Origin of the sequence: Nocardiopsis codii, assembly GCF_036327455.1 — a bacterium.
Taxonomy (GTDB): domain Bacteria; phylum Actinomycetota; class Actinomycetes; order Streptosporangiales; family Streptosporangiaceae; genus Nocardiopsis; species Nocardiopsis codii.
The window spans coordinates 45,377-69,258 of record NZ_JAUZMY010000010.1; the positions used below are offsets into that span (position 1 = coordinate 45,377).

Here is a 23,882-nt window from a genome sequence, read left to right on the forward strand (position 1 = left end):
GACGCAAGCCATACGTGGCGGAAACACGTAAAAATGTTACCGGTGGTTACAGATAGCGGCGGCGCGAACGCGGCGCCCTCCCCGGGCACACACGGGACCGGCCCCGACCGGACCGGAGTCGGGTCGGGGCCGGTCGGACCGACGGTCCCGTTCAGCCGGTGATCCACTCCACAGGCCGCTCCCCGCCCCTGCGCTCCTTGCGCACCGACAGGTGTTCCCAGGTCTCCACGTAGCCCACGCCCGGCGCCGACCGCACCGACTCCAGAGCCTCCACCAGCTGGCAGCGGTCCGGGGCCGTGAGGGTGCCGATGATGTCGTAGCGGCCGAAGCCGCTGGCCATGAAGGAGATCCTGGGCATGTTCGCCAGCGCGGAGCCCAGCGCCTCGGCGTCGCCCCGGCAGCGCAGGCCGAAGCCCAGCTGCTCGTTGGCTCCCACCGCGGAGGGCTCCACGAGCGCGGTCACGTGCACCACGCCCGAGTTCAGGAGCCGCACGACCCGGGAGCGGGCCGCCGCCTGCGACAGACCCACCTGGCGGGCCAGGTCCGCGTACGACGCGCGGCCGTCCTTGAGCAACTGGCGAACCAAGCGCCAGTCAAGTGCGTCCAACTCGATGTCGCGCAGTTCTCTCACGCTGCTGTGGGCGTCCTTGAAGACGGCGTTGGCGCGGAAGACCTCCGCGCCGTCCACCCCCTGCAGCGAGCGCAGATCGGTGAGTTCCTTGGTGAGGGCGGCGTCATCGGCCACCCGCACCTGCGCGACGGCCGGGAACCTCCCGGCCGACTGCGCCGCGAACGTCACCGCCTCGCGTTCGCCCAGTGCCTCCAGCAGCGGCCCCACGGGACCGCTGACACGGAACGACACATGACCGAGGACCTCCATGCCCACAACCCCGGCGTGCAGCACCCCCACGATCCGGATCGCCCCCGAATGAACGAGCTGGCGCACTCTGGCGCGTACCGCCGTCCGGGACAGGCCGACTCCGTCAGCCAGCGCCTGGAACGTCGCTCTGCCGTCCCCCTGCAACGCGCGCATAAGCGCGGCGTCAACCGCATCAAGCACGATGGTGCCTTTCGTTCCCATGTCGTCGCCCTTCCCCCGGGCGACGCCCCCTCCTGCGGCCAGATCATCGCAGCTGTGGCGCCCGTTCACTACTGATCGCGAAAGAAATCGGTTGATTCACCCCTTTGATCGACCCGAAAGCATCACCCAATCCCCCATCCATGACGTCGAGAACACATAACAGACTTGTATAGAACATCCCTCGTGAGTGAGTAGTCGTGCGCACAACTCTCGCAAAGCGACAGACTGATCGGGCGGGTACGCACCAGCCACCCCGAGGGGCCCACACGCCCCGAGGGACGAGGGACGACCCGCATCGAGCGTCCGATCAGACGGACGCCGCCCGGGAGGGTTCCGGGCGGCCTCCGCCGGACGCTGACCCGACAGGGGTTCACGGGCACGGACCCGGACCCCGGGGCGCGACCATCGCGCGGCGAAGGTGGCGGGGGACAACGGAACGGGGCGGACCCAGCCGCCTCGATGCTGGAGAGGAATCGTCGGTGGCAGCGGAGGACGATCAGCGGGACGAGGCGCTCACGCGCCTGAGCACGGGGCGGGCGCTGCTGTGGACCGCGGCGTCGGTCCCCCTCCCGGGCCTGGCCCATCTGCGTATGCGGCGCAGGGTCGCGGGAGTTCTGATCCTCGGCCTGTACCTGGCCGGGATCGCGGCCCTGGCGGTCTGGGCCTGGCGCATCGGAGCACACGAGTCGGGGCCGATGGCCCTCATCGCCGGAATGGCGGTCCAGAGCCGCTGGCTGCTGGGCGCCATGGGCCTGGTGTTCGTGGTCGCGGTCCTGTGGCTGGCGATCGTCCTGCACTCCTGGGCGATCACGCGGCCCAGGGGAGGGCCCTTGGGGAGGCGGGTGCTCAGCGGATCGGTGGTCCTGCTGCTGTGCCTGGCCATCGCGGCGCCGTCGGCGCTGGCCCTGCACGGCGGGTACACGGCCCACGAGACCCTCGCCGACGTGTTCGGCGGGGACGAGGACCCGGAGTCGCCGCCCCATGACGCGGCCGACCCCTGGAACGGGGCGGAGCGGGTCAACGTCCTGCTGATCGGCGCGGACTCGGCGGACAACCGCTACGGGGTGCGCACGGACACCATGATGGTCGCCAGCTTGGACCCCGAGACGGGTGAGGCGGTCCTGGTGGGCCTGCCCCGCAACCTGGAGAACGTGCTGTTCCCGGAGGACAGCGCCCTCGCGGAGCGCTACCCCGAGCCGTACGGCTTCGACCTGCTCCTCAACGACGTCTACCAGACGGTCGCCGAGGAGCCCGACGAGCTGGCGCTCAACCCGATCGTGGGCGACCCGTCCGCCGACACCCTCAAGAAGGTGATCGGCTACAACGTCGGCCTGGACATCGGCTACTACGCGATGGTCGACATGATGGGCTTCCGCGACCTCATCGACGCCATCGGCGGCGTCCAGGTGCGCATCGAGGAGCCGATCCCCTACGGCGTGCACGGAGGGGTCCTGGAACCGGGCCTGCGCAGGCTCGACGGCCACGAGGCCCTCTGGTACGGGCGCTCCCGGGTCAACAGCGACGACTACGGCCGGATGGGCCGGCAGGGCTGCCTGATCAAGTACGTCACCGAGCAGGTGGAGCCGAGGACGATCCTGACCAGCTACCGCAGACTCGCCGGCGCGACCGCGCGGACGCTGAGCACGGACATCCCGCAGTCCAAGGTGCCCGCGTTCATCGAGCTGGCCGACCTGGTCACCGACACCGGGCGGATGAGCACGTTCCAGCTGTCACCGCCGCAGGTCAACACCGCCAGCCCCGACTGGGACGAGGTCAGGGCCCTGGTCGCCGAGGCGATCGTCGCCGCGAGCGACGAGACCGACGACCTGCCCGACGAGGCCTCCCCGTCCGCCTCACCCGAGGCGGCGACCGAGGGCGAGGTCTCCGAGAGCGCGGCGGAGGGCGGCGACCGCACCGAGTGGCAGGAGTACACCGGTCTGGACGAGGAGGAGCCCGCCGACCCGGGCCGCCAGGTGGGCGCGGACGCGACCGACCTGAACACGCTCTGCCCCTGATCCGATCCGACGCCTGACGGCGCCCGGGGCCCCGCGGGGCCCCGGGCGCCGTGTCGTTCCGGTGCGTCCGGGCGGGCCTGCCGACAGCTTCGGCGGCGGTGGGCCCGGCCGTCCCCTCCACCGCCCCGGGACGGCTCGGCGGCTCACCCGTCCACGCCACCGGGCCGGACCGGGGCGGAGCTGCGGGACCACGGGGCGGCTCGCCCGCTGCCCCTCCGCGGCCCCGCGCAACCGCGCCTGACCGGAGTCGGTCAGCTGCGGCGGGGGCGTTGCCGACCCGTCCCGGCCGTGTGACTCTGGCGCCGTGACCTCCGCGCAGCTTTGGACCCTCGTCGCGCTGGGCGCCTTCCACGGCCTGCACCCGGGCATGGGGTGGCTGTTGGCCGTCTCCCGCGGCCTCCAGGAGGGAGGCCGCTCCGAGGTCCTGCGCTCCCTTCCCGCCGTCGCGGCGGGGCACGCCGGGAGCGTGGCCGTGGCCGCCGTGGCCATCACCGTCACCGGTTCGGTGACCGCCTCGGTGCTGTTCCCCGTCGTGGGGGGCGCCGTGATCGTTCTCGCCGGGCTGCTGATGCTGCTGTCGCGGCGGCACTTCCACTGGCGGGAGGTGCGGCTCCCCCTGTGGCAGCTGGCGGCGTGGTCGTTCCTGATGTCGTCCGCGCACGGCGCGGGGCTCATGCTCATGCCGGTCCTGGCCGGGCGCCTCTCCCACGCGGAGGGGGGCGGACACGGCGGTCACGGCGGTCGGGATCCCGCCGTCCCCGCGGAGGGCGCGGTCGCCGGGTCCGCGGCGGCGGACGGTACGGGTGCGGGGACGGCCGACGGCGCGTGGACGCTGTGGGACGCGACCCTGACCGGGCTGGCGGCGACGGGGGTGCACACGGCGGCGATGCTGTGCGCGGCCGGGGTCGCGGCTCTGCTCGCCTACGACTTCCTGGGGGTGCACGCCCTGCGGTGGAAGGGGGTGACCATGGACCGGATATGGGCGGTGACCCTGGTCCTGGGCGGTCTGTTCGTCCTCTGGTCGATCCGGTGACCCTCCTCGGTCGTACCCCGCGACGGTAGACCGAGAGCAATGTGGGCAAAATGTCCCCAGTGCCTGAAATCTGACGGGGTCGTCGGAGGTTGACCACTCTTGAACGCATGCCACGGCGTCCGAACACCGCCCGGCACGAACGCGGAGAGGCAGAGGGCATGACACACAGAAGCACACGGCCCGGACGCCGCTGGCACGGGCTGGTGGTCGCCGTGGCGATCCTGGCCGCGCTCGGCGTCGTCGCGGTCATCGGTACCCGCTGGATCGCCAGGAACGACGTTCTCCCCGTGTCGACACCGTGGGGGCCCGAGTGCTCGGTGTGGACCGGCGAGGAGCAGGTCCGCCTGGACCGCGACCAGGCGCAGCGGGCGACCACGGCCGCCGCCGTCTCCGCGCAGGGCGACTCCGCCCCGATCGAGGCCCCCGACACGGACGACATCCCCGACGCCGTGACCGCGGTGCTGGAGGACGGCCCGGAGGACGACGCGGGCCCCTCCCTGACCTGCCGGTCCGTCAAGAACCGCGAGCTGGGGGTCGAGGAGGACCTGGAGCCGTCCGGCCTGACACCGCGGGCCGAGGGGCTCAAGGACGGCATGGAGGAGTACTTCTCCGACCTCAGTCTCGGCGGCTACCACCCGGGCGGCTACGACACCGGGCACGGCGAGGGGTCCGCGCACTACGAGGGCCGGGCGATCGACATCTTCTACCGGCCGGTCGACGAGGACAACCGGCGCGAGGGCTGGTTGATGGCGCACTGGCTGATCGCGCACGCCCCGGACTACGAGATCGACGTGATCATCTTCGACGACCGCATCTGGAGCACCTCCTACCCGTCGCTGGGCTGGCGGGACTACGACGCCGACCCGGACAACGAGATCCTGCGGCACCTGGACCACGTGCACGTGGACGTCCAGCGGGGCAACGGCGCGGACGGCGGCTGACGGACCGGCGGCCGGGCCCGGACGGTCCGTGCCGTCCGGACCCGGCAGCCGGTCCGCGCGGGCTCCCCTGCGCGTCAGTCCTCCAGGCGGAACCCCACCTTGAGGCCCACCTGGTAGTGGGCGACGCCGCTCTCCTCGATGTGCCCGCGGATCTCGGTGACCTCGAACCAGTCGAGCCCGCGCAACGTGGCCGAGGCCCGGTCGACTCCGTTGCGGATGGCCTGGTCGATTCCCTGCGGAGAGGTGCCGACGATCTCCGTGACGCGGTAGGTGTGGTGGGACATGTGGGACCCCCTGCGTAGTCGGTTGCGCGGTCGCGCACAGCGCGACCCCCGTCTCCCTGCCTCCCCTGAAACCCCAAGGGCCACACGGGACACACCTCGCCGCGTCCGCTCCAGGGTCGGAGCGCGATCAGGACGCTTTACCCCTGGAAAAGGCGTGCTTTACACCCCAGTGGGACGCACGTGACCCGAGGGACTCGATTCCCCGACCCGAAAGCGGCCTTTTCCGTGGGCGAAGTGTCAGATAAGTCCTGACCTGGGACTTAAGACCCACGCCCGGCGGGACTCTCCCGAGACAACGTCGTAACTGACTCTTGACGTACACCGGGGGGCCTCGGTGTACATTGGGACCTAGCGCTTCGGTCCCCCGTCGAAGCGCGGGAGCGATGTTCCGAGCCCCCGTTGGAACATCGCGTGCGACGCCGGGTGGTTTGCCCCCGTAACCACCCGGCGTCGCCTTTTGTCCGCGTATGATCGGCGCCCAGACCCGATCATGGCCACGGCTTGACCGTGGCAGCCGATTCGCTCCCCGGGGGTCACCATTGGGTAATACCGGTTCCGCCGCCCAGACGCGTTGTTCCCGGCGCGACTGCCGCGCCGACGCGACGTGGGCGCTCGTGTGGAACAACCCCAAGCTGCACACCCCCGACCGCCGCAAGGTGTGGCTGGCCTGCGACGAGCACCGCCAGTACCTGACCGACTTCCTGGACATGCGCGGATTCCTGCGGGAGACCGTGCCCATGGCGGAGTTCGAGGGCTGAGACGGGGTCCGACCGCCGTTGGGCGGGGCCCGACCCCGTCCTCCTGCCCGGGCGCCGGGCGGGAAGGCACGCCCTCCGGCCCCGTCCTGACCTCAGTCCACGGCCAGTCGCCAGGCAGCCAGTCGCACCGGCGCGTGTCCGAGCCCGCCCGCTTGGGAGAGCAGTTCGGGCCATGGGGCGGGCCAGTCGTGGGCACGGCCGACACGCTCCACGATGCCGAGGCCGACCAGGCCCATCGTCTCCCCGGCCGCGCCCTCCGTCCGTGCCGCGGCCCCGAATACGTGACGTGTCAGCGGGACCAGCGTCTCCCGGGCGAGCTCGCCGCGGTCGAAGCGCGGGACCACGGTGTCGACCAGTCCCTCCACCCCCCTCCCGGAGCGGAGTGCGTACCGCGACTGGATCCTCGCGGCGCGTAGGAGCAGGTCGCCGATCTTGCGCGGATCGGGGTCGCCGTCAGCCCGCGCGATCTCCCCGGTGATCATCGTCCGCACGAGCTGCACCGCCTCCGGCCCGTACTCGTCCCGGTCCGTGAGCAGGTCGAGCGCCAGGGACACCTGTCGGCGCAGGACGCCGTCGTCCCCTGCGGACCGCGGCGCCTCCTCGCCGAGGAGGCGCACCATGCGGAGTACCCGCTGGTGGGGCCCGCCGAGGTTCGCGTCGTCCCTCCCTCGCACGGGCACACCCTCCCCGGGGCCGGGGACCGAGGCCAGGAGCCGGGACAGCGCCACCGGGATCCGGTCATGTCCCCGCCCCGCGGCCAGCAGTTCGCGGAAGACCCGGAACGCCTTGTCGAACGGGCGCTCCAGATCGCACAGTGCCTCGACGGCGGCGTCCGGGTCGTGCCCGGCCCAGGGCGCCCAACGACTCGTCCACCCGTCGATGCGCCAGTGGGCGCGGTCCGCCTCGGGTAGCGCGAGGACCACACCGGCGGCGGCCTCCCTACTCGCGGGCGGACAGTGCGTCGGGGCAACCCCGAGCAGGGAGAACTGGACCTCCACCTCGGTGAACCCGTGGACGTGCGCGGCCAGGGCGGGGAGCGCGGCGGGGTGGTCGAGGGCGCGCATGAGCGCGCCCGCCACCGCGGCGCGGACGTCCCGGTGCAACCCGTCGGTGCTCAGGACGCGGGCGAGGTGTGCGACGGCGCCGGGCGGGCGGTGGTGCTCCAGCAGCCGCGCCGCCATCCTCCGGACTGTGACCTTCGCCGGACCGCCCAGGGTCCGGCCCAGTGCGGGCCCCAGCAGGGAGGGCGCGACGGCGAGAGCGCAGCGCGACAGCGCGGGCGCGGCGGCCCGCGACCGCGGACCGTCGGCGTGGGCCAGGATCAGCCGCAGGGCGTGGTCGGGGCGGTCGCTGTCGCCGAGCGCTGTGACGGCCGCCTCCCGGAGAACCGTGTCCGGGCCGTCCAGGTGGCGGGCGACGCGGTCGGTCGTACCGGGAAGGCGGCCCAGGCCGGACAGGGCCGCCTCGCGCTCGTCGAAGGCGAGGAAGGGGTCGTCGACGATCCCCTCCAGGTACGCGGCGGCCCGCTCCCGAAGGTCCTGCGGCCAGTCGCGGGCGGTCCGGGCGTCGATCCGGGGCACCCAGGCATCACGGGTATCGGGCACGCGGTCCGTGAACGTGCCGGTTCCGGACGCGCGGACGGCTCCGGGCAGGGGGAGGTCGGTGCCGTGGGGTACGTGGACCCGGACCGTTCGCGCAACCCCAGGGGCCCCGCGGACGGAGGGCGAGCCCGCCCGGTCGGGACCCGTGTCCGGGCCGGGCGCCGCCGCCCCCGGCCCGGCGTCGGGCGCAGCGCGACGTGCCTCGGCCGCGCCGAGGACGGCGTGGAGGGCCCACGGCGCGTGGTGGCGGGCGAGGACGTCCCAGACCCGGGGGATCAGCGCGGTGGCGTGGTCGGACCGGAACAGGCCCAGGGCGTCGGCACGGAAGTCAGGTCCGGCCAGGTACAGGACCGCGGCCTCGTCTGCGGCACCGCCGGACGGGTCGTAGAGGATCGCGGCCCGCAACTGCTGCCCGAGTTCGGGCAGCAGCCGGGTGCGGCGGCCGAGTTCACGGGCGAGGGCGACGGCGGGGGCGAAGTCGCCCCGTGCGCGGGCGGCTCCGAGCACCGGTGCGAGCCCGCGGTACAGGTCCTGTTCCAGTCCCGGGGGAAGCACCTGGTCGAGGAAGGGTTCGAGGTCGTGGAGGCCGCGGTCACGCGGGCCGGCGGACCACCACGGCGGGCGGGACCGGGGACGCCCGGGTGCGGCCAGGCCCTCCGCACCGAAGTGCGCGACGAGACCGGTGTAGGCGTCCAGCGCCCAGCCGACCGCCTCCGGGATCTCGCGTGTGCGGGGGTGGCGCAACAGGCGGGCGGCCAGGTCCCGCAGCGCGCGACGGGTGTCGGGTGAGGTGTCGCGGCTCCGGAGTGTGTCGGTGAGCAGCCCGCGCAGCGGGGGAAGCGCCGTGACCGTGCGGTCGGCTGTGTCGGTGTCGGTGTCGGTGTCGGCAGGACCGGTCCCACCGGCCAGCATCGGCGGTGGGACGGTGGCCAGCGCGCTCAGCAGGGCGCGGCGGACCGGGTCGCGTTCTGAGTGGCAGCGGGCGACCCGCTCGGTGAGGACCCGTGCGAGGAGGGCCGGGTCCCCGGTGCGCGCGGTGGCCTCCACCAGCCGGGCCAGACCGCGGGCCCGGCGGGCGGCGTCCCCGGCGCCGGCCGCCTCCTCCAGCGGCCCGACCGCCTCGCGGTAGGGCAGGTGGGCGATGGCGTCCAGGTCGTCGTCGGGGTCGGTGTACCGGGTGCTGCGGGCATGGAAGGCGGTGAGCCGCTCCAGGAGGTCGCGCGCCTCCGTCTCGGCGCGGCCGGGGGACAGCAGACCGAGGAAGGGCAGGAGCCCGAACCCGCTGTGGCCGACCCGGCCCCCGAGGCACAGGTCGAGGTGCTCGCTCCGCATGGACGGCGGCATGGTCCGCAGGACCTTCAGGGCCGTCGCGGGCCGGAAGCGCATCTCCCTGTGCAGGGACCGGATGTCGCGGCTGCCGTCGGGCAGGGCCGGGAAGCGCTGCGGATACGAGCGGCGGCCGGGGCCCGGCGGCAGTGTGCGCAGCGTGTGCGGGAGGGACGCGGCCCGGAACCCGCCGCGCTGGTCGAGATCCTTCACGAGAGCGCCGAGTTCGGCGGGGCGGACGGGGTCGAGTGCCCGGCAGACGCGTGTCCAGTCGGGGAACAGGCTGTGCGGGCGACCGCCTCGTTCCCGGAGTTGGTCGCGGGTGTCGGCGAGGAGGTCCAAGAGGACGTCCGGGTGGCGCCGGGCCAGGCGGGTCCAGGAGCGGACCGCGTGGCGCAGGTCGGGCAGGTGGCGGGCGACCTGTCCGGGTGAGCAGGCGGGCAGGAGCGCGGCGGCTTCGGCGTCGCCGTGGTCGGTGCGGACGCGGGGCAGGAGCCGGTCGGCGACGGTGGTGCGCCGGGCGTGGAACAGGGTGAGGTAGAGGGCACGCCGCAGACCCGTGGGGGCGTCCGTCAGCACGGGCGGGACGGCCTCGTCGGGGAGCGGGTACTCGCGGACGGCGCGCAGCGCGGCGCGGCGGAGTGCGTGGTCGGGGCCTGCGAGGTGGCGGGCGACGGTGGTGGTGTCGCGCGCGGCCGTGGCCATGTGCACGGCGAGGCGGCCGTGGCCGCCGGATTCGAGCTGCCGGAGGATTCCGGCGAGGTGGGGCGTGCCGGCGTAGTCGCGGGCGTAGAGCGCGAGGCCGCGCATACGCCGGGATGGGGATTCGTCCCGGAGGGACCGGAGGAGGTGGTCGGCCGACCCGTACGTCGGCGCGGTGGGGCTCAAAGGCCCGGGCGGATTCCGCCCTTCCTGATCGTCATGGCGCTCATGATGGACCACGGCGCCCGGGTTCGGCAAGCGTCGCTGGTGGGCGGGGCGGCAGAGGGCGCGGGGAGTGGTGGGACGGAAGGGATCTCTGGGGCCAGGTGGGACGGGCGGGAGCCCTGTGGGAGACGCGGGAACAGGGGGCGGCGGAAGGCGCTGCGGGCGATGAGCGCTGCGATGGGGGTGGGGAGCCGCGGAGGGCCCGGGGCTCGAACCCTTCTGCGGGCGCGCCGGTGCGGGCGGTACCGGTGGCCCCCTGTATGCAGGAAACCGCCGTTCGGCCGCGGGGACCAGCCCCTGTCCGCGCCTGTGGACGGCGACGGACACAGGCGGGGAGCGGGACCGGGCGAGACACGGTCGACTCGGGGCACGGTCTGGGCGGCGCACGGTCGACTCGCGGGCACGGGTCAGCGACCGGGGCGTGAGCGGTGGTCGTGGACCCGCGCGGGAGCACGGAACTAGGCGGTGGGCGGTTCCAGGAGGCTGCGGGCCCGTGCGAGGTCGTCGGGGGTGTCGCAGTCGGCGACGGCGAGGTCGTCGGCGGGGACGAGCCGCGGCCCCAGGGGCCCGAGCAGCCCGTACAGGGACCGGCCCGTGTATCCGGCGAGGGCGTCGCGGACGGCGTCCGTGCGCCACACACCGGTGAGCCACTGCTCACGACCGGAGGAGTCCACGAACACGGCGCCCGTGTCGCCCGGGGCCGGAGTCTCCGCCAGCGCGCCCAGGTGGACCGGGGCCAGGTGCGGCAGGTCGGCGGCGAGCAGGGCGAACCAGCGGGAGCGCACGTGCGGGAGTCCGGCTCGCAGTGCGGGCACCGGGCCCGCCCCGGGCGGGTCCTCGCGGACGTAGACCGCGCGGGGGCTCTCCCGGCGCGGGCCGACCACGATCACGCGGGCGTCCGCGTCCGTCCCCGGCCCGTCCGCGGCGGCGCCGTGGGCGCGGACCGCGTCGGCCACGCGCTCCAGCAGGGTGCGTCCGGCCACGTCCAGCCCGGGCTTGTCGACGCCGCCCATGCGGCGGCCCCCGCCTCCGGCGAGGATCACCGCGTCCAGGGCCCGGGGGCCCTCCTGGCGGGGAGGCTTTCTCCGTGTGCTCGGGGTGTCCATGTCACCAGGATGGACCACGGCGGCGCCTCCTGGGCGGAGGGGCCCTCGGGTGGACAGCGAGCGTACGGGCGAGCCTCCGCCCGATCGGAAGCTGTGCGAGCTCAATGGCGTGAACCGGAACAACGGGTCGTGGAGGCAGTCCGTGATGCGGGAGGCGAGGGAGTCACAGGCCGCCGGAACCGAATCCCTGTCCTGTTCGACATCTCCGGAGAAGGTACCCCCCGATGAGGCAGAGCCGTACCGGTTCCGTGGCGCGGCGTGGCGCCCGCCCGCGACGCCCACGCTGTGGCCCATGTCGACGGAGGACCACCGTTGCCCTGATGGACGGCATCGACAACAGTCCCAACGGAGCGAAGGAAGCGGGCTGCTCGCCGGGGTCACCGCCCGGGCATCCGATGTGCACACCGGGCGACCCGGGCTCCGCCGCCGGGATCCTCCAGGGCGACGGGGCCGGGGACGCGGTGGGAGTGGGGGCGGCCGTTTGTGTGGGGTGGCCGGTTCCAGCCAACCCGGTGACTCCCCCACCACGGCGGGTTACTGTCCGTGGTGGGCTCCCGGGCCCGATGGAACAACCACCACCTCACCGAGACGAGGCAGCGTGACCATCACCCCCGAACGACCGATCACCGCCCCCGGCATGATCTGGCTCGACCTCACCCGCGCCTGCCAACTCGAATGCGCCCACTGCTACAACGCATCCGGGCCTGACGGCGACCACGGCACCATGACCCGCGCCGACTGGTTGCGCACCGTCGACCAGGCCGCCGACACCGGGGTCCGCCACCTCCAGCTCATCGGCGGAGAACCCACCCTGCACCCCGACGCACCGGCCATCGCCGAACACGCCCTCGGCCACGGGTTGAACGTCGAGACCTACAGCAACATGGTCTACCTCTCCCCGGCCTGGTGGGTACTGCTCCAACGGCCGGGCATGTCCCTCGCGACCTCGTACTACTCGCACGACCCCGCCCGACACAACGCCATGACCGGCCGCCCGGCGTCCCACCGGCACACCCGCCGCAACCTCGTCAAAGCCCTGAGCCTGGGCATCCCGACGCGGGCGAGCATCATCACCACCACCGGGGACGGGGTGGAGGAAACCCGGGCCGAACTGCACCAGCTCGGCGTGCAGCGGATCAGCGTCGACCACGTCCGCCCCTACGGGCGCGGCAACCCAGACACCGAACCGGACTGCTCCGGGCTGTGCGGAGCATGCAGAGACAACCGGGCCTCAGTCGCACCGGACGGCACCGTGTCCCCGTGCGTGTTCACCACCTGGATGGGCACGGGAAACGTCCACACCGAAGAGCTGGTCGATATCCTGACCGGCCCCGGGATGGCCCAGGCCCGAGCTGGGATCCTGGCCGGGAAGAAGAACGAGGACGAGGACGAAGACGGCGGCCACGTCACCGTTGAATGCGCACCCGACAACGAATGCAGGCCCGGTCCTTTGAGCTGGTGCCCGCCCAGGAAGTGACCATGGACCGCAACATCATCGCTCTGCTCGAACCTCGTCTTGGGACGGACCTCGTCATCAAGCCTGCTGCAGGCGGGTACGGAGGTTCCACCACCGCGATCGTCGAGAACAGCCAGGGTGGACGCGTGTTCGTCAAGGCCACTCCGAACAAGGCCGGGGGAAACCGGAAGGCGGCTCGACGCGAAGCCGCGATCGGTCCCCACCTGGAAGGGGTGGCGCCGAAGTTCCTCTTCCACGTCGAGGATCACGGTTGGCTCGTGACCGTGGTCGAGGCCTTGGACGCTCGCCCGACCGATCTTGCCCCGGGTTCCCCGGACCTGGGCCCGGCGATCTCGGCGGTCGACCGCATCTACATGGTGGGGCTGCCCGCCGTGGCGGAAGGGTGGGACGACACCCGTTGGGACCAGTTCGCGGACCAGCAGGACCTCCCCTATTTGCGCGGAGATTCCCTGACCCACGCCGACATGCACGGCCGGAACATCTTGCTGGATGGGGGCGGGCGTGGGTGGGTGGTCGACTGGGAGTGGCCGACCCGTGCCTCTGCGGCGCTGATGCCGACCATGCTCGGCGTGCAGCTGGTCTCTGCTGGGCACACACCTTCATCGGCTTTGGGTTGGGTGTCCAGGTTGAAGGCATGGGATGTCGCGTCGGTCCGGGCGCGGCAGGTGTGCTCCGCGGTGAACGCCCGCAAGTACGCGGAGATCGCTCGCTCGCACCCCGAGGAAGGGTGGCTACAGGAACTGTCCGAGGCGGCCACCGCGTGGGCGGAGCACCTGGGCGGCCGGTAGGAGGGTGGGGTCTTTGGTCCTGGTGGTGTGTCCTGCCCCCGGGCCCGGGGTAGCCTGAACCCGCTGAACATGAGAACCGCACCCCGCCACCGAGACTGGCGGGGTGCGGTTCTTCGCATTCGTGGGGGGTTACCGGCCGCGCACCGCGTTCACCAGCGCGGTCCACTCAGGGGCGGGCACCGCGAGGTGGCCCAACTCCCGGTTCTGCGTGTCGCGGATGCCTGTGACCGGCCCCTCCGCAACCTCCACGCAGTGGCCGCCGTTGCCGTCGCTGTAGGTGGACTTGTGCCAGTTGGCTCGGACGTTGCTCATGAGAGCCTTTCCATCGTTTGACGCAGGACGTCGAGGGATCTGCGAGGCGACAGTGCCTCTGCTTGGAGGGCACCAAACAGGGCGGCCATCTCCTCGAATTCGTGAACCCGATCGTAGGTCGTGCCCCCGAGGGTGTGCTCCATCTGAACAACCTTGCGACTGTCCATGCTCATCAGCCGGAATGGCGCACACAGACCGCAGTGGTGGCGGACATCGTCCGGGATCACCTGAAACCGGATCGTACCTTGCTCGGCCAGATCGATGACGTGCCTGAGCTGCTTACGCATGATGGTCTCATCACCGATGATGCGATCGACCACGGACTGCTCAACCACCGCCCACAGGGCCGGCTTGCGGGGAAGGATCGAGGGTAGGCGTCCCGTGCGCAACTCGACCACCTCCTCGATCTCCTCAGGGGTCTTCCGCACCTGTCGGGCTGTGATCAGGACCCTCGCGTACCCGTCTGTCTGGAGCAAGCCGGGAAACAGAATCGGCTGGTAGTCACTGATGGTGTCGGCTCGGCGTTCCAGCTCCAATGAATCCCGGAACCAAGGTGGAACACTGCCGTCCCTGTTCGCATCCTCGTAGAGAGCTTCCAGCGTGCCACCTGTTGCAAAGAGGGCATCCAATTTGCGAACGTGATCCCGATTTGGGTTCCTTGTCGCACGTTCCAGATGCCCGACCATGCTCCCGGTCAGTCTCAGTTTTTCGCCGAGCTCTCCTTGTGTCAGCGCAGCTTGACGTCGCAGTTCACGCACCTCGCGACCGAAGGTCTGCCATTCCGCCAGGACTCTGTCTGCCATGAAAAACATCCAACAACATAGACGACTGGAAAACAACGGGTAGTGAGTTTCCCTGCCTGTTCTGTTGCATCTATAGCCCTCTGACCTGGGCGTCGTCATAGTCGTGGTGGGTCGCCCCTTCCGGCGGAGGGGACACGGAAGGGGCGGCCTCTCCGGGCACGAAAAAGGCCTCGGTGGTCGCCGTTAACGACCTCCGAGGCCAAAAGCCCCACCTGTCCCGCAAAGACACGAGGTGAAGCAAATGCAGCATACCGGCACCACCGCGTCACCCCAAGACCCCACCCCCGAGGCCGGAGTCCCCTACCCCCACCGCATCCGGTTCGAGGAGACCGGTCGCCACGGCATCATCCTCGGCCACGAACCCGACACCACCGACCTCGTCAACTGGGTGCACGCCGTGGTCCCCGGCCCGGTGGCGAAACGGGTCGAGCAGATCGCGGTCGCCCTCGTGTCGAACGCCCACAAGCACACCAGGTCCGGGGACCCGGGCGGGAACGTGCGGGTGGTCATCGGCGTCGACCCGTTCCTGATCCGGGTCGCCGTCACCGACAACGGCCCCCGCCGGGACACCGTCACCCCCTACCCCCGGTCGGGTTCCCTCCGCCTGTCGCCTCTGCCCGGCCTGCATCTGGTCGAACAGCTCGCCATCTGCTGGGACTGGGACTGGGAGTGGAAGGGCGCCGTGATCGGTCCGCTCACGATCCGCGCGGTGGTGGAGAACCCGTGAAGTGGAACCCCGCCCACGACCGCGGCCAACAGCAGGTGGCCGCCGCCCTCACCCGCGACCACCGGCCGTACTGGTGGGTGCGGTGGTCCTACCCCAACCGCTGGTGGGAGGCCTACTTCACCGGCCCCGCCACGGTGGCCCCGCTCAGGTCCACGGACCCCGTCGACCTGTCCCAGCGGATGCGGTCCACCCTCAAGGAGCTGGCCAAGGGCCGCCTGCGATGAAGCCCCGCCGGGCCTCCGATCGCCCGGCGGACGGTGCGGCGATGACGCACCTCCCTCTGCTCCCGGGAGGTTTCCGCCGCCGCACCACCCCCGGGGCCGGCACGGTCGGTGCCGGCCCCGGGTCCCACCCTCTCGGGGCCGGTCGTACTTCCCCGGACCGGCCCCGCCCACCACTGACAGATGGAGACCCCGGTGCCCGCCCCTCGACCCGGCCCGCCCAACCCCGACGGCCTGCTCACCCCCGGCGAGGTCGCCCGCCTGTTCCGGGTGGACCCCAAGACCGTCACCGCGTGGGCGAAGGAAGGCCGCCTGGCCTCTGTCATGACCCTCGGCGGGCACCGCCGGTTCTCCAAGACGCAGATCAGCGACCTCCTGAACCCGGGTGACGGCCCGGTCGTCCAGGCGTTGGAGCACGCCCAGGGGTTGGCCGCCGACTCCGCCGACCAGACCGCCGCCGAGCACATCGCCGCCCTGATCACCACCCTCCGCACCCGGGAGCCCCGATGACCCCCACCTGGAAGATCACCCCCACCCACGTGGACGGCCACCCGGCGATCAGCTTCCAACGCCCCTGGGACGAAGAGCCCACCACCATCCGCGTCCTGGACCCCGACCGGGTGCGTACCGACCTCGAAGCCCTGGAACGCATCGAGGCCGACAACCCGGGCTGGTTCGCCGGGTTCCTGCACCGCCATGTCCCGGTCACCCGCCTGGACGGCCTGTGGGCGCAACACCCCGGCGACGTCCTGGTGGAAGCGGACACCGTCACCGACCTGGTCGAACTGATCGCCGCGGCCCGACTCGAACACGGCCTGTAGGAGGGAAGCGACCGGTGACCATGCAGACGAGGCCCGCGTATGCCAGCGACGGAACCCCGATCGTGCCCCGCTACACCGAGCACGCCGAACGCGTCGCCCCAGCGGTGATGCGCGAGCGGGAACGGGCCGCCGCGGATGCCGCCGCCGGGCTGGCCCGCCTGGAACAGATCGCCGCCCAGCAGGAGTTCGACGCCGCGAAGGCCCGCCTGGAAGCCGCCCGCGAACAGGTCAACGCCGCCGACACCGCGCACCTGACCGTGTGGGTCCGCCACTGGCAGCACCTCGCCACATGAGCCGGGGCCCGTGCGTTCCGGGGGTGACGCACGGACCCCACACCACATCCCCGACCGCACACCGGGAAAGGCACCCATGACCACGACCGCCCCTGACGTCTTCACCGGAGGCCAGGAAGCCCTCACCACCGAGGAAGCAACGAACGCCACCTGGCAGTACGCCCCCGGCACCGTCCCCGGCCTCCTCCAAACCCCCGGCTACGCGACCGCCGTAGCGAACTCCCTCCCGCACCTCGACCGCGGCCGTCAGGACCGCTTCCGGCTGCGGATAGAACCCGTCCTGCACGGCCGTCCACACGTCGGCCGCCGCGAACAGCTGGGCGATCATCCCGGCGTCACCGTCCGGGACGTCCGTGAACAACCCTCGGACACTGGCGGCGGCGGGGACGGCGAGGCTGGACGTCAGCAGGGTCCCAGCGTCGAACCCGGCGGGGGCATCGCAGTGGGCCGGAGCCCACGAGATCGGGGTGTCGGCGTACCGGCCGCCGGCCACACCGGCTACCCGGCGGCGGACACGCTTCTCGGACTGGCCGGGCCCGCCCAGGACGCAGCGGAGATCTCGTCGTGGGCTTCGCGGAGGTCCTTCCACCACACGTCGCTCACGTCGGGCGCGGCGGTGATGGCGGGGTCCGCACTCGGTGGAGCCCCGGCGACGCGCTCGAACACGTGAGCACGTGCCTGCCGCTCCCGGCCTTCCTCCACGTCCCGAACGTCCCACGTGACCGAGTCGAGAAGCCGGGGCATCGGCACCGTTTCGGGAATGTTCGAGCAGGCTGCCGCCGGTCCGGGCGACCTCAGCGTGCTCGGGGGAAAAGCCGCTCGACAGCGGTCACCACCGCGGCACGGCGTGCGGCTGTGGTGGGGTCCACAGCGTGTGCGGCGGCGGCCTCGCTGAGTTCGGGTTGTGACGCCCAGGTCGTGGCGATCTGGTTGACCAGGGCGAGGACGTCGGCCGGGTCCCAGGCGGGGTCGAGCTGTCCAGCCTGCTGCACCTGGCGGAGCAGGTCGATTTTGCGGGTGATCGCTGCCTGGGTGGGATCGTCGGCACCGGTCGCGGTGCCCGGCAGTTCGAGGCGCCCCCAGGTGATCAGGCGGTGGTGGTCGGGGCGGGCGACGAAGTAGTCGAACAGGCGGCCCGCGTAGCCAGGGAGGTCGGTCGGGTCCAACTGGGTGGCCTCGGCGATGACGAAATACTCCCGTGCAGCGACAGCGGCATAGAGCGCGTCTTTGCTGCGGAAGTAGGCGTAGACGCGTTCTTTGCTGGTCCTGGCGAGCTTGGCGATGCGGTCCACGCGGGCACCGGCGATGCCGTGGCGGGCGAACTCCTCCATGGCAGCGGCAAGGATGCGCTCGCGCGTGGTGTCGCCGCCGGCGGCGGGCGCTGCGGTCTGGCCGGAGTCGCGGGACTGGGACATGGCCCCAGGATAGAGCCCGAACCGTTTGGTTTGGCATCCGGGCGATCGACGCGTAGAGTCAAACCGAACAGTTCGGTTTGACCTCTGGGTGGAGCCGGCAAACCACTGAGGGAGTGAACTCATGCAGCACCGCAATCTGGGCTCTCAGGGCCTGCGCGTCTCGGCGCTCGGTCTGGGGACCATGGGCATGTCCATGGCCTACGGCGCCTCGAACGACGACGAGGGCACCGCGACCATCCGCCGCGCCCACGAACTCGGGATCGACTTCTTCGACACCGCCGAGCTGTACGGCGCCGGTACCGGCAGCAACGAGATCCTCCTGGGCAAGGCGGTCGAAGACTTCCGCGACGAGGTGGTCCTCGCCACCAAGTTCGGCTTCGACATGACCGCCCCGGCGCTCAGCCCCGGCTTCGACAGCCGCCCGGAAAACGTCCGCAAGGTCGCCGAGAACAGCCTGCGCTACCTGCAGAGCGACCACATCGACCTCTTCTACCAGCACATCTCCGACCCCGCCGTTCCGGTCGAGGAGGTCGCCGGCGTGGTCGGCGAACTGATCACCGAAGGCAAGGTGAAGTACTTCGGCCTGAGCAACGTCGGCCCCCAGTACATCCGCCGCGCCCACGCCGTCACCCCGGTCTCTGTGCTCCAGTACGAGTACTCGCTCTTCGAGCGGGAGGTCGAGGAGAAGATCCTTCCCGTTCTGCGGGAGCTCGGCATCGGCCTGGTGCCCTACTCCCCGCTCGGCCGCGGCTTCCTCACCGGCCAGGTCAAGCCCGCCAGCGAATACCCCGCGGACGACATGCGCAGCTGGGACGAGCGTTGGCAGGGCGAGAACTACACGTACAACCTGCACGCCATCGAACAGCTCAAGAACCTGGCCGACATCAAGGGCATCACCACCGCCCAACTCGCGCTGGCCTGGCTGCTCGCCCAGGGCGAGGACATCGCGCCCATTCCCGGCACCCGCAGCACCAAGCGCGTCGAGGAGAACGCCGGCGCCACCGACGTCCAGCTCTCCGCCGCCGATCTGGCCCGTATCGCCGAGATCCTTCCCCTCGGCTCGGCAGGCAGCCGCCTCCCGGCCGCGGTCCTGTCCAGCTTCACCACCGACTGAACCCCGCCTGAGCTACGAGATCTTTCGGGGCGGTGAAGGCACCTGTTTCCAGCATGGGCGCTGCGAGAACGAGGACGCCCTCTGGGAGCACACGGAATCGACCGGCTCCGGCCGGTCCGACTTCAACGCGGCCACCGAAATGATCTCGCTCACCGTTGTCGGCGAGATCAGCCAGAAGTTCCGGGACACCTACGGAATCGGCACCTACTACACCGCTTTCCGCCAGGTCGCCCGATAGCGCGCGGCCGACCGCCCCGGGGCGAGCACAGTAAGGAGTTCGGTACTAGTGTCTGGGAAGTCAGAGCCATTCGTTGATGACCGTGATCAGAACAGTGGCCTCGTAGCTTGAGGCGAGCTTGTCATGGCGGGTCGCGACCGCCCGGTTGCGCTTCAACCGGTTGATCCCGCGCTCCACCGTGTTGCGGTGGCGGTAGTCGGCCCTGTCGAACTTCGGCGGGCGGCCTCCCGAAAGCGCACGTCGGGCATGACGGCGAGGCCGTGCACCCAGGGCATGCGGGTGACGTTGCGGAGCTGTTCCATCGCCGCGGCCTCGACCTCGTCGGGTGCGGCCCACATACGGAGGGGAACGCGTTCACCGGGAACTTCGGTGTGGGGCATGTCAGGCCGCCCCCTCCCCGGATCCGGCCTGTGGATCGTTCGTCCGGGCACGCGGCCGTGCCCCCGAACATCAAGCCGGAGCGGGGGCTCGGCGGCAACCGGTTTCCGGAGGTGGCGCCGTACCGGGGAGGGGCCGGTCAGCCCCCGATCGCGGACATCGGCCGGGACGGCTGCAGGAAGCTGGGGTCGTTGATCCCGTGCCCGGGAAGCTTGGCGGAGACGGCCGCGATCCAGCGCTCGGCGATCTCGTCGTCGGTGGCGCCTCCGCGCAGCAGGGAGCGCAGGTCGGACTCCTCGCGGGCGAAGAGGCAGTTGCGGATCTGCCCGTCGGCGGTGAGCCGGACACGGTCGCAGGCGCCGCAGAACGGCCGGGTGACCGATCCGATGACCCCGACGGTGGCCGGTTCTCCGTTGGGGAAGCGGGCCCCCCGCACGTGGAAGAGCTCCGCGGGTGCGCTGCCCCGGGTGGCGCTGTCGGCGGCCTCCAGCGAGAACTCCGCCTCCAGCCACCCGAGGATCTCCTCCGCGGTGATCATGGTGTCGCGCCGCCAGCCGTGCTGGGCGTCGAGCGGCATCTGCTCGATGAACCTCAGCTCGTATCCGCGCTCGACGCAGTAGCGCAGGAGGTCGGCGGCCTCGGAGTCGTTGACGTCGCGCATGAGCACGGCGTTGACCTTGACCGGGGTGAGCCCGGCGCGGGCGGCGCCGTCCAGCCCGTCGAGGACGTCGTCGAGCCTGCGACGGCGGGCGAGGGTCTCGAAGACGTCCGGTTTGAGGGTGTCCAGCGAGACGTTGACCCGGTCGAGCCCGGCCTCGGCGAGCGCGGGCGCCATGCGGGCTAGGCCGATGCCGTTGGTGGTGAGGGCTGTCAGGGGGCGGGGGGCGAGCGCTGTGGTCCCGGCGATGAGACCGGGCAGGCCTCGCCGGAGGAGGGGTTCGCCCCCGGTGAAGCGGACCTCGGTGATACCGAGACGGGTGACCCCGATCCCGATCAGCCGGAGTAGTTCGTCGTCGGTGAGCAGTTCCTGCTTGGGCAGCCACTCCAGGCCCTCGGGGGGCATGCAGTAGGTGCATCGCAGGTTGCAGCGATCGGTGAGCGACACGCGCAGGTCGGTCGCCAGTCGCCCATAGGAATCGGCCAGCAAGGGCCCCACCCTCTCCAGTCGGAGTCATCTGGCTTGTCGTCTGGGCTATACCCGCCCGCGGGGTTCACCAGAGATCAGCGTAGAAGATCCCTTTCCTCGCTGTTCATCCTCACCACACCCTATGAGGTATTTCGTTGACGAACACGAAGTTGAGAGGGCCGATAGAGGCGATCGCACAGGCACACGCCGTGCAGCGCCCCCCGAGGCTCGCGCGCCCTCCCCCGCCTCGTGTACACGGACACCGCCGCCCCATAGGGTGACCATCCCAGAGAGCGTCCCCGACGGCACCCGCCGTCGCGGACGGACCGATCGCCGCGGACGACGGCGCGGGCAAGGAGGCAGGACACGGTGATCACCACACGCGAGTGGGCCCTGGCGGGCGGGCCGGACGGTTCCGGGAGACTGGCGGCGAGAGCCTGGGCACCGACCGAGGGCGAGCCGACCTGGCTGGCGGTGCTGGTCCACGGCTACGGCGAGCACCTGGGACGGTACCAGCAGGTCGCCGCCGACCTGGTCGCGGCCGGTGCCGTGGTCTACGGCGCGGACCACCGCGGGCACGGCCGCTCGTCCGGCGAACGGGTCCTGATCGACGACTACGCGAGCGTGGTGGAGGACGTGCACCGCATCATCACGCAGGCCCGCACCGCCTACCGGACGCTGCCGCTGATCCTGATCGGCCACTCGATGGGCGGCCTGATCGCGGCCCGCTACGCGCAGGTCCACCCCGAGGCGCTCCAGGCCCTGGTGCTGTCGGCCCCCGTCCTGGGCCGCTGGACCGCCCTGGAGCAGATCGCCGCCGCCGAGCGGATCCCCGAGGCGCCCATCGACCCGGCCACGCTCTCGCGCGATCCCGCCGTGGGCGAGGCGTACGCGGCCGACGAACTGGTGTGGCACGGCCCGTTCAAGCGCGAGACCGTCGACGCCCTGCTGGCCGAGCTGGAGTGGGGCGTCAGGTCCGGGAGCGTGGGGTCGCTGCCGCTCCTGTGGGTGCACGGGTACGAGGACCGGCTGGTCCCGGTGGCCGACACCAGGGTCGGCATCGAGGCGCTCGCCGGCGAGGACTTCACCGCCCGGGTCTTCCCCGGCGCCCGGCACGAGGTGTTCAACGAGAGCAACCGGGACGAGGTGATGGCCGAGGTGGTCCGCTTCGCCCAGCGCTTCGCGGTCCCGCACGTCACCCTCTAGGCCGAGTCCTCGCGGCCTTCCGGGCTCGCGGCCACCGGGCTCCCCCCACCGCGTCTCCGCGCTCGTGCGGCACGGACGGACGTCGCACGCCGTCCCGCGGGAGACCGCGCGGACGGCCTGCCGCCGACCCGACGGCCTTCGGGGAACACCCCCGCGGCCCCGGGCCGCTCCCCCGCGCACGCCCGCGAGGGGCCCGGCCGCGTCCTTCCCCGTGCCCGGCCGTGCCCGGCCGTGGCCGGCCGCCGCCTGGCCGGTGGATGCTCACCCGGCGCGGAGGACGCCGTGTCCTCCGGACGGCTACACGTACAGCTGGCCGCGGGGCTGGAGGGGGTGGGCGAGGGTCTCGTTGTAGGCGGCGGCCAGCCGTTCGACCGCGTCGGCCAGGACGTCCGGCGGCTGCGTGTAGGCCAGGCGCAGGTAGCGCTCCAGGGTTCCGTCGGCGCCGAACACCGGACCGGCGGCCGGGTGCACGCCGTGCCGCACGGCGGCGGCGGCCAGCGCGCTCGCGACGGGGTGGGGCAGGGTCGTCCACAGCACGAGCCCTCCCCCGGGCACGCTGGGCCGCCAGTCGGGCAGGCGTTCGCGCAGTGCGTGCAGCAGGGCGTCGCGGTTGCGGCGCAGCTGGCGGCTGCGCTCGGCCCGGATGCGCAGCACGTCGGCGAGCAGGTGGGTCGCGGTGAGCTGGTCCAGGACCGCCCCGGCCAGGTCGAAGCGCTGGCGGGCGGCCATCAGCCTGGCGACCATGGGCGGTGTGGTCCGCACCCACCCGACCCGCAGTCCGCCCCACAGCAGCTTGGCCACCGACCCCACCGTCAGCACCCGGCCGTCGGTGTCGTGGGCGGCCACCGGGGCGGGCAGGTCCCCGGAGTCGATGGCCAGCTCGCAGACCGACTCGTCGACGATCAGGTGGCTGCCGGCGCGGCGCGCCTCGCGCACCAGGACGCGGCGCTCGTCGTCGTCCATCAGAGCGCCGGTGGGGTTCTGGAAGTCGGGGATGAGGTAGGCCAGCGCGGGCCGCCACTGGCGGAACGCGTCGGAGAGGTAGTCCATGTCCCACCCCTGCGGGGTCACCCCGACGGTGCGCACGCGCGCCCCGGTGCGGCGTGCGGCGTCCAGCGCGTGCGGATAGGTCGGCGACTCCACCAGGACCTCGTCGCCGGGTTGGACCAGCAGGTCCATGATCAGGGCGATGCCCTGCTGGGCGCCGTTGGTGACGAAGATCTGCTCCGGGGTGGTGGGCAGTCCGCGCTCGACGTAGCGGCGGGCGATGGCGTGCCGCAGCTCGGGGAGGCCGTAGGGGTAGTAGCCGAGACCGCTGACGTGCGCGGAGAGCTGTTCGGCGGCCTGGCCGGCTGCGGCGCGCAGGCCCTCCACCGCGGGTGGGGCGGCCACCCCCAGGTCGATGTGCTCGGAGGCGTGCCCGAACGGGGAGGGCTCGCTCGTCACGGCGTCGGGAAGGACGGTCCAGCTGCCCGCTCCCTGCCTGCTCTCCAGGAACCGGTTGTCGCGCAGCCAGGCGTAGGCCGCGGTGACGGTGTTGCGGCTGACGCCGAGGGCGCCGGCGAGGTCGCGCTCGGCGGGCAGCCGGGTGTTGGTGGGCACGCGTCCGTCCAGGACGAGCGCGCTGACGGCTCGGGCGATGGCGAGGTAGTAGGGGCGTTCGACGGGGGCCTCGCCGATGAGCCGGGCCAGGAGGCGCCCGTTGATCCTCCTGGTTCCGCTTCCGCCGCCGGCGCGCTCCGACGGGCGACGGCCGCTCTGCCTCGCCATGCCGTTCCTCCGTCTTCCCACACGTCACGAATCAGGCCAGTTGACTGGATTGGCACTTCATTTCGAGCGCCACCTCAGCCACGATACCCAGGTGGATCCCCTCTGGCTCCCGGCCGGGCCG

Annotated in this window: 22 protein-coding genes and 2 pseudogenes; 14 read left to right on the plus strand and 10 right to left on the minus strand. The window is 72.0% G+C overall.

The genetic code is table 11. The features are described from left to right. Positions 1-151: 151 nt before the first annotated feature. Entirely contained in the window at positions 152-1,060 is a 909-nt protein-coding gene (locus Q8791_RS12050; protein WP_330091743.1) for an Lrp/AsnC family transcriptional regulator, read from the minus strand. A gap of 500 nt (positions 1,061-1,560) precedes the next feature. Between Q8791_RS12050 and Q8791_RS12055 the strand changes: the two genes are divergently transcribed. The 3 genes from Q8791_RS12055 to Q8791_RS12065 all read left to right on the plus strand — a co-directional run bounded on the left by Q8791_RS12055 (position 1,561) and on the right by Q8791_RS12065 (position 5,070). Then, positions 1,561-3,096 carry an LCP family protein gene (locus Q8791_RS12055; RefSeq protein WP_330091744.1) on the plus strand — a complete coding sequence of 512 codons (1,536 nt, stop codon included), beginning with the start codon at positions 1,561-1,563 and terminating at the stop codon, positions 3,094-3,096. Between the two features lie 304 nt (positions 3,097-3,400). Beyond that, on the plus strand, positions 3,401-4,129 hold the full coding sequence (locus tag Q8791_RS12060) for a cell wall anchor protein (RefSeq protein ID WP_330091745.1): 729 nt from the start codon (positions 3,401-3,403) through the stop codon (positions 4,127-4,129). A 158-nt stretch (positions 4,130-4,287) separates the two neighbouring features. Beyond that, a complete protein-coding gene (locus Q8791_RS12065) occupies positions 4,288-5,070 on the plus strand; it encodes a hypothetical protein (RefSeq protein WP_330091746.1) in 783 nt (260 codons plus the stop codon). Positions 5,071-5,144: 74 nt separating this feature from the next. Here the strand turns inward: Q8791_RS12065 and Q8791_RS12070 are convergent, their stop codons facing one another. Next, on the minus strand, positions 5,145-5,354 hold the full coding sequence (locus Q8791_RS12070) for a dodecin (protein WP_330091747.1): 210 nt from the start codon (positions 5,352-5,354) through the stop codon (positions 5,145-5,147). Positions 5,355-5,893: 539 nt separating this feature from the next. Here Q8791_RS12070 and Q8791_RS12075 point away from each other — a divergent pair. Then, positions 5,894-6,112: a hypothetical protein gene (locus tag Q8791_RS12075; protein WP_330091748.1), complete on the plus strand. Its 219-nt coding sequence runs from the start codon at positions 5,894-5,896 to the stop codon at positions 6,110-6,112. Positions 6,113-6,204: 92 nt separating this feature from the next. On the opposite strand, the gene Q8791_RS12080 is transcribed toward Q8791_RS12075, so the two are convergent. Further along, on the minus strand, positions 6,205-9,849 hold the full coding sequence (locus Q8791_RS12080) for a hypothetical protein (RefSeq protein ID WP_330091749.1): 3,645 nt from the start codon (positions 9,847-9,849) through the stop codon (positions 6,205-6,207). Positions 9,850-10,424: 575 nt separating this feature from the next. After that, entirely contained in the window at positions 10,425-11,072 is a 648-nt protein-coding gene (gene mobA, locus Q8791_RS12085; RefSeq protein WP_330091750.1) for a molybdenum cofactor guanylyltransferase, read from the minus strand. A gap of 598 nt (positions 11,073-11,670) precedes the next feature. Here mobA and Q8791_RS12090 point away from each other — a divergent pair. Continuing rightward, the gene (locus Q8791_RS12090) at positions 11,671-12,549 is read left to right on the plus strand and encodes a radical SAM/SPASM domain-containing protein (RefSeq protein WP_330091751.1); all 879 of its coding nucleotides are present in this window, start codon (positions 11,671-11,673) and stop codon (positions 12,547-12,549) included. 2 nt (positions 12,550-12,551) lie between these two features. Then, on the plus strand, positions 12,552-13,337 hold the full coding sequence (locus Q8791_RS12095) for a protein kinase family protein (protein WP_330091752.1): 786 nt from the start codon (positions 12,552-12,554) through the stop codon (positions 13,335-13,337). Positions 13,338-13,466: 129 nt separating this feature from the next. On the opposite strand, the gene Q8791_RS12100 is transcribed toward Q8791_RS12095, so the two are convergent. Together Q8791_RS12100 and Q8791_RS12105 are read right to left on the minus strand one after the other, a co-directional pair. After that, complete coding sequence (locus tag Q8791_RS12100; protein ID WP_330091753.1) at positions 13,467-13,649, minus strand: DUF397 domain-containing protein; 183 nt, start codon at positions 13,647-13,649, stop codon at positions 13,467-13,469. Continuing rightward, the gene (locus tag Q8791_RS12105; protein WP_330091754.1) at positions 13,646-14,452 is read right to left on the minus strand and encodes a helix-turn-helix domain-containing protein; all 807 of its coding nucleotides are present in this window, start codon (positions 14,450-14,452) and stop codon (positions 13,646-13,648) included. The genes Q8791_RS12100 and Q8791_RS12105 overlap by 4 nt, the downstream gene beginning before the upstream one ends. A 241-nt stretch (positions 14,453-14,693) precedes the next feature. Between Q8791_RS12105 and Q8791_RS12110 the strand changes: the two genes are divergently transcribed. From Q8791_RS12110 to Q8791_RS12135, 6 genes and pseudogenes are all read left to right on the plus strand, one after another. Further along, complete coding sequence (locus Q8791_RS12110) at positions 14,694-15,179, plus strand: ATP-binding protein (protein WP_330091755.1); 486 nt, start codon at positions 14,694-14,696, stop codon at positions 15,177-15,179. Continuing rightward, positions 15,176-15,403 carry a hypothetical protein gene (locus tag Q8791_RS12115; RefSeq protein ID WP_330091756.1) on the plus strand — a complete coding sequence of 76 codons (228 nt, stop codon included), beginning with the start codon at positions 15,176-15,178 and terminating at the stop codon, positions 15,401-15,403. The genes Q8791_RS12110 and Q8791_RS12115 overlap by 4 nt, the downstream gene beginning before the upstream one ends. A gap of 180 nt (positions 15,404-15,583) precedes the next feature. Continuing rightward, positions 15,584-15,778, plus strand: a pseudogene (locus tag Q8791_RS12120) (BldC family transcriptional regulator); the annotation flags it as partial. 128 nt (positions 15,779-15,906) lie between these two features. Further along, positions 15,907-16,221 (plus strand): hypothetical protein, encoded by a 315-nt coding sequence (locus Q8791_RS12125; RefSeq protein WP_330091757.1) that lies wholly within the window; start codon positions 15,907-15,909, stop codon positions 16,219-16,221. A 14-nt stretch (positions 16,222-16,235) separates the two neighbouring features. Further along, on the plus strand, positions 16,236-16,514 hold the full coding sequence (locus tag Q8791_RS12130; protein WP_330091758.1) for a hypothetical protein: 279 nt from the start codon (positions 16,236-16,238) through the stop codon (positions 16,512-16,514). A gap of 76 nt (positions 16,515-16,590) precedes the next feature. Beyond that, on the plus strand, positions 16,591-17,184 hold the full coding sequence (locus Q8791_RS12135) for a Scr1 family TA system antitoxin-like transcriptional regulator (protein ID WP_330091759.1): 594 nt from the start codon (positions 16,591-16,593) through the stop codon (positions 17,182-17,184). Between the two features lie 124 nt (positions 17,185-17,308). Here the strand turns inward: Q8791_RS12135 and Q8791_RS12140 are convergent, their stop codons facing one another. Next, the gene (locus Q8791_RS12140; protein WP_330091760.1) at positions 17,309-17,929 is read right to left on the minus strand and encodes a TetR family transcriptional regulator; all 621 of its coding nucleotides are present in this window, start codon (positions 17,927-17,929) and stop codon (positions 17,309-17,311) included. 121 nt (positions 17,930-18,050) lie between these two features. Here Q8791_RS12140 and Q8791_RS12145 point away from each other — a divergent pair, with 121 nt between their 5' ends. After that, complete coding sequence (locus Q8791_RS12145; RefSeq protein WP_330091761.1) at positions 18,051-19,043, plus strand: aldo/keto reductase; 993 nt, start codon at positions 18,051-18,053, stop codon at positions 19,041-19,043. A 456-nt stretch (positions 19,044-19,499) separates the two neighbouring features. Here Q8791_RS12145 and Q8791_RS12155 read toward each other — a convergent pair. Next, a pseudogene (locus Q8791_RS12155) lies at positions 19,500-19,661 on the minus strand (RtcB family protein); the annotation flags it as partial. A 137-nt stretch (positions 19,662-19,798) separates the two neighbouring features. Continuing rightward, on the minus strand, positions 19,799-20,806 hold the full coding sequence (gene moaA, locus Q8791_RS12160) for a GTP 3',8-cyclase MoaA (RefSeq protein ID WP_330091762.1): 1,008 nt from the start codon (positions 20,804-20,806) through the stop codon (positions 19,799-19,801). Between the two features lie 348 nt (positions 20,807-21,154). Between moaA and Q8791_RS12165 the strand changes: the two genes are divergently transcribed. Then, the gene (locus Q8791_RS12165; protein ID WP_330091763.1) at positions 21,155-21,991 is read left to right on the plus strand and encodes an alpha/beta hydrolase; all 837 of its coding nucleotides are present in this window, start codon (positions 21,155-21,157) and stop codon (positions 21,989-21,991) included. A 297-nt stretch (positions 21,992-22,288) separates the two neighbouring features. On the opposite strand, the gene yczR is transcribed toward Q8791_RS12165, so the two are convergent. After that, a complete protein-coding gene (gene yczR, locus Q8791_RS12170; protein ID WP_330091764.1) occupies positions 22,289-23,761 on the minus strand; it encodes a MocR-like transcription factor YczR in 1,473 nt (490 codons plus the stop codon). Positions 23,762-23,882: the final 121 nt, after the last annotated feature.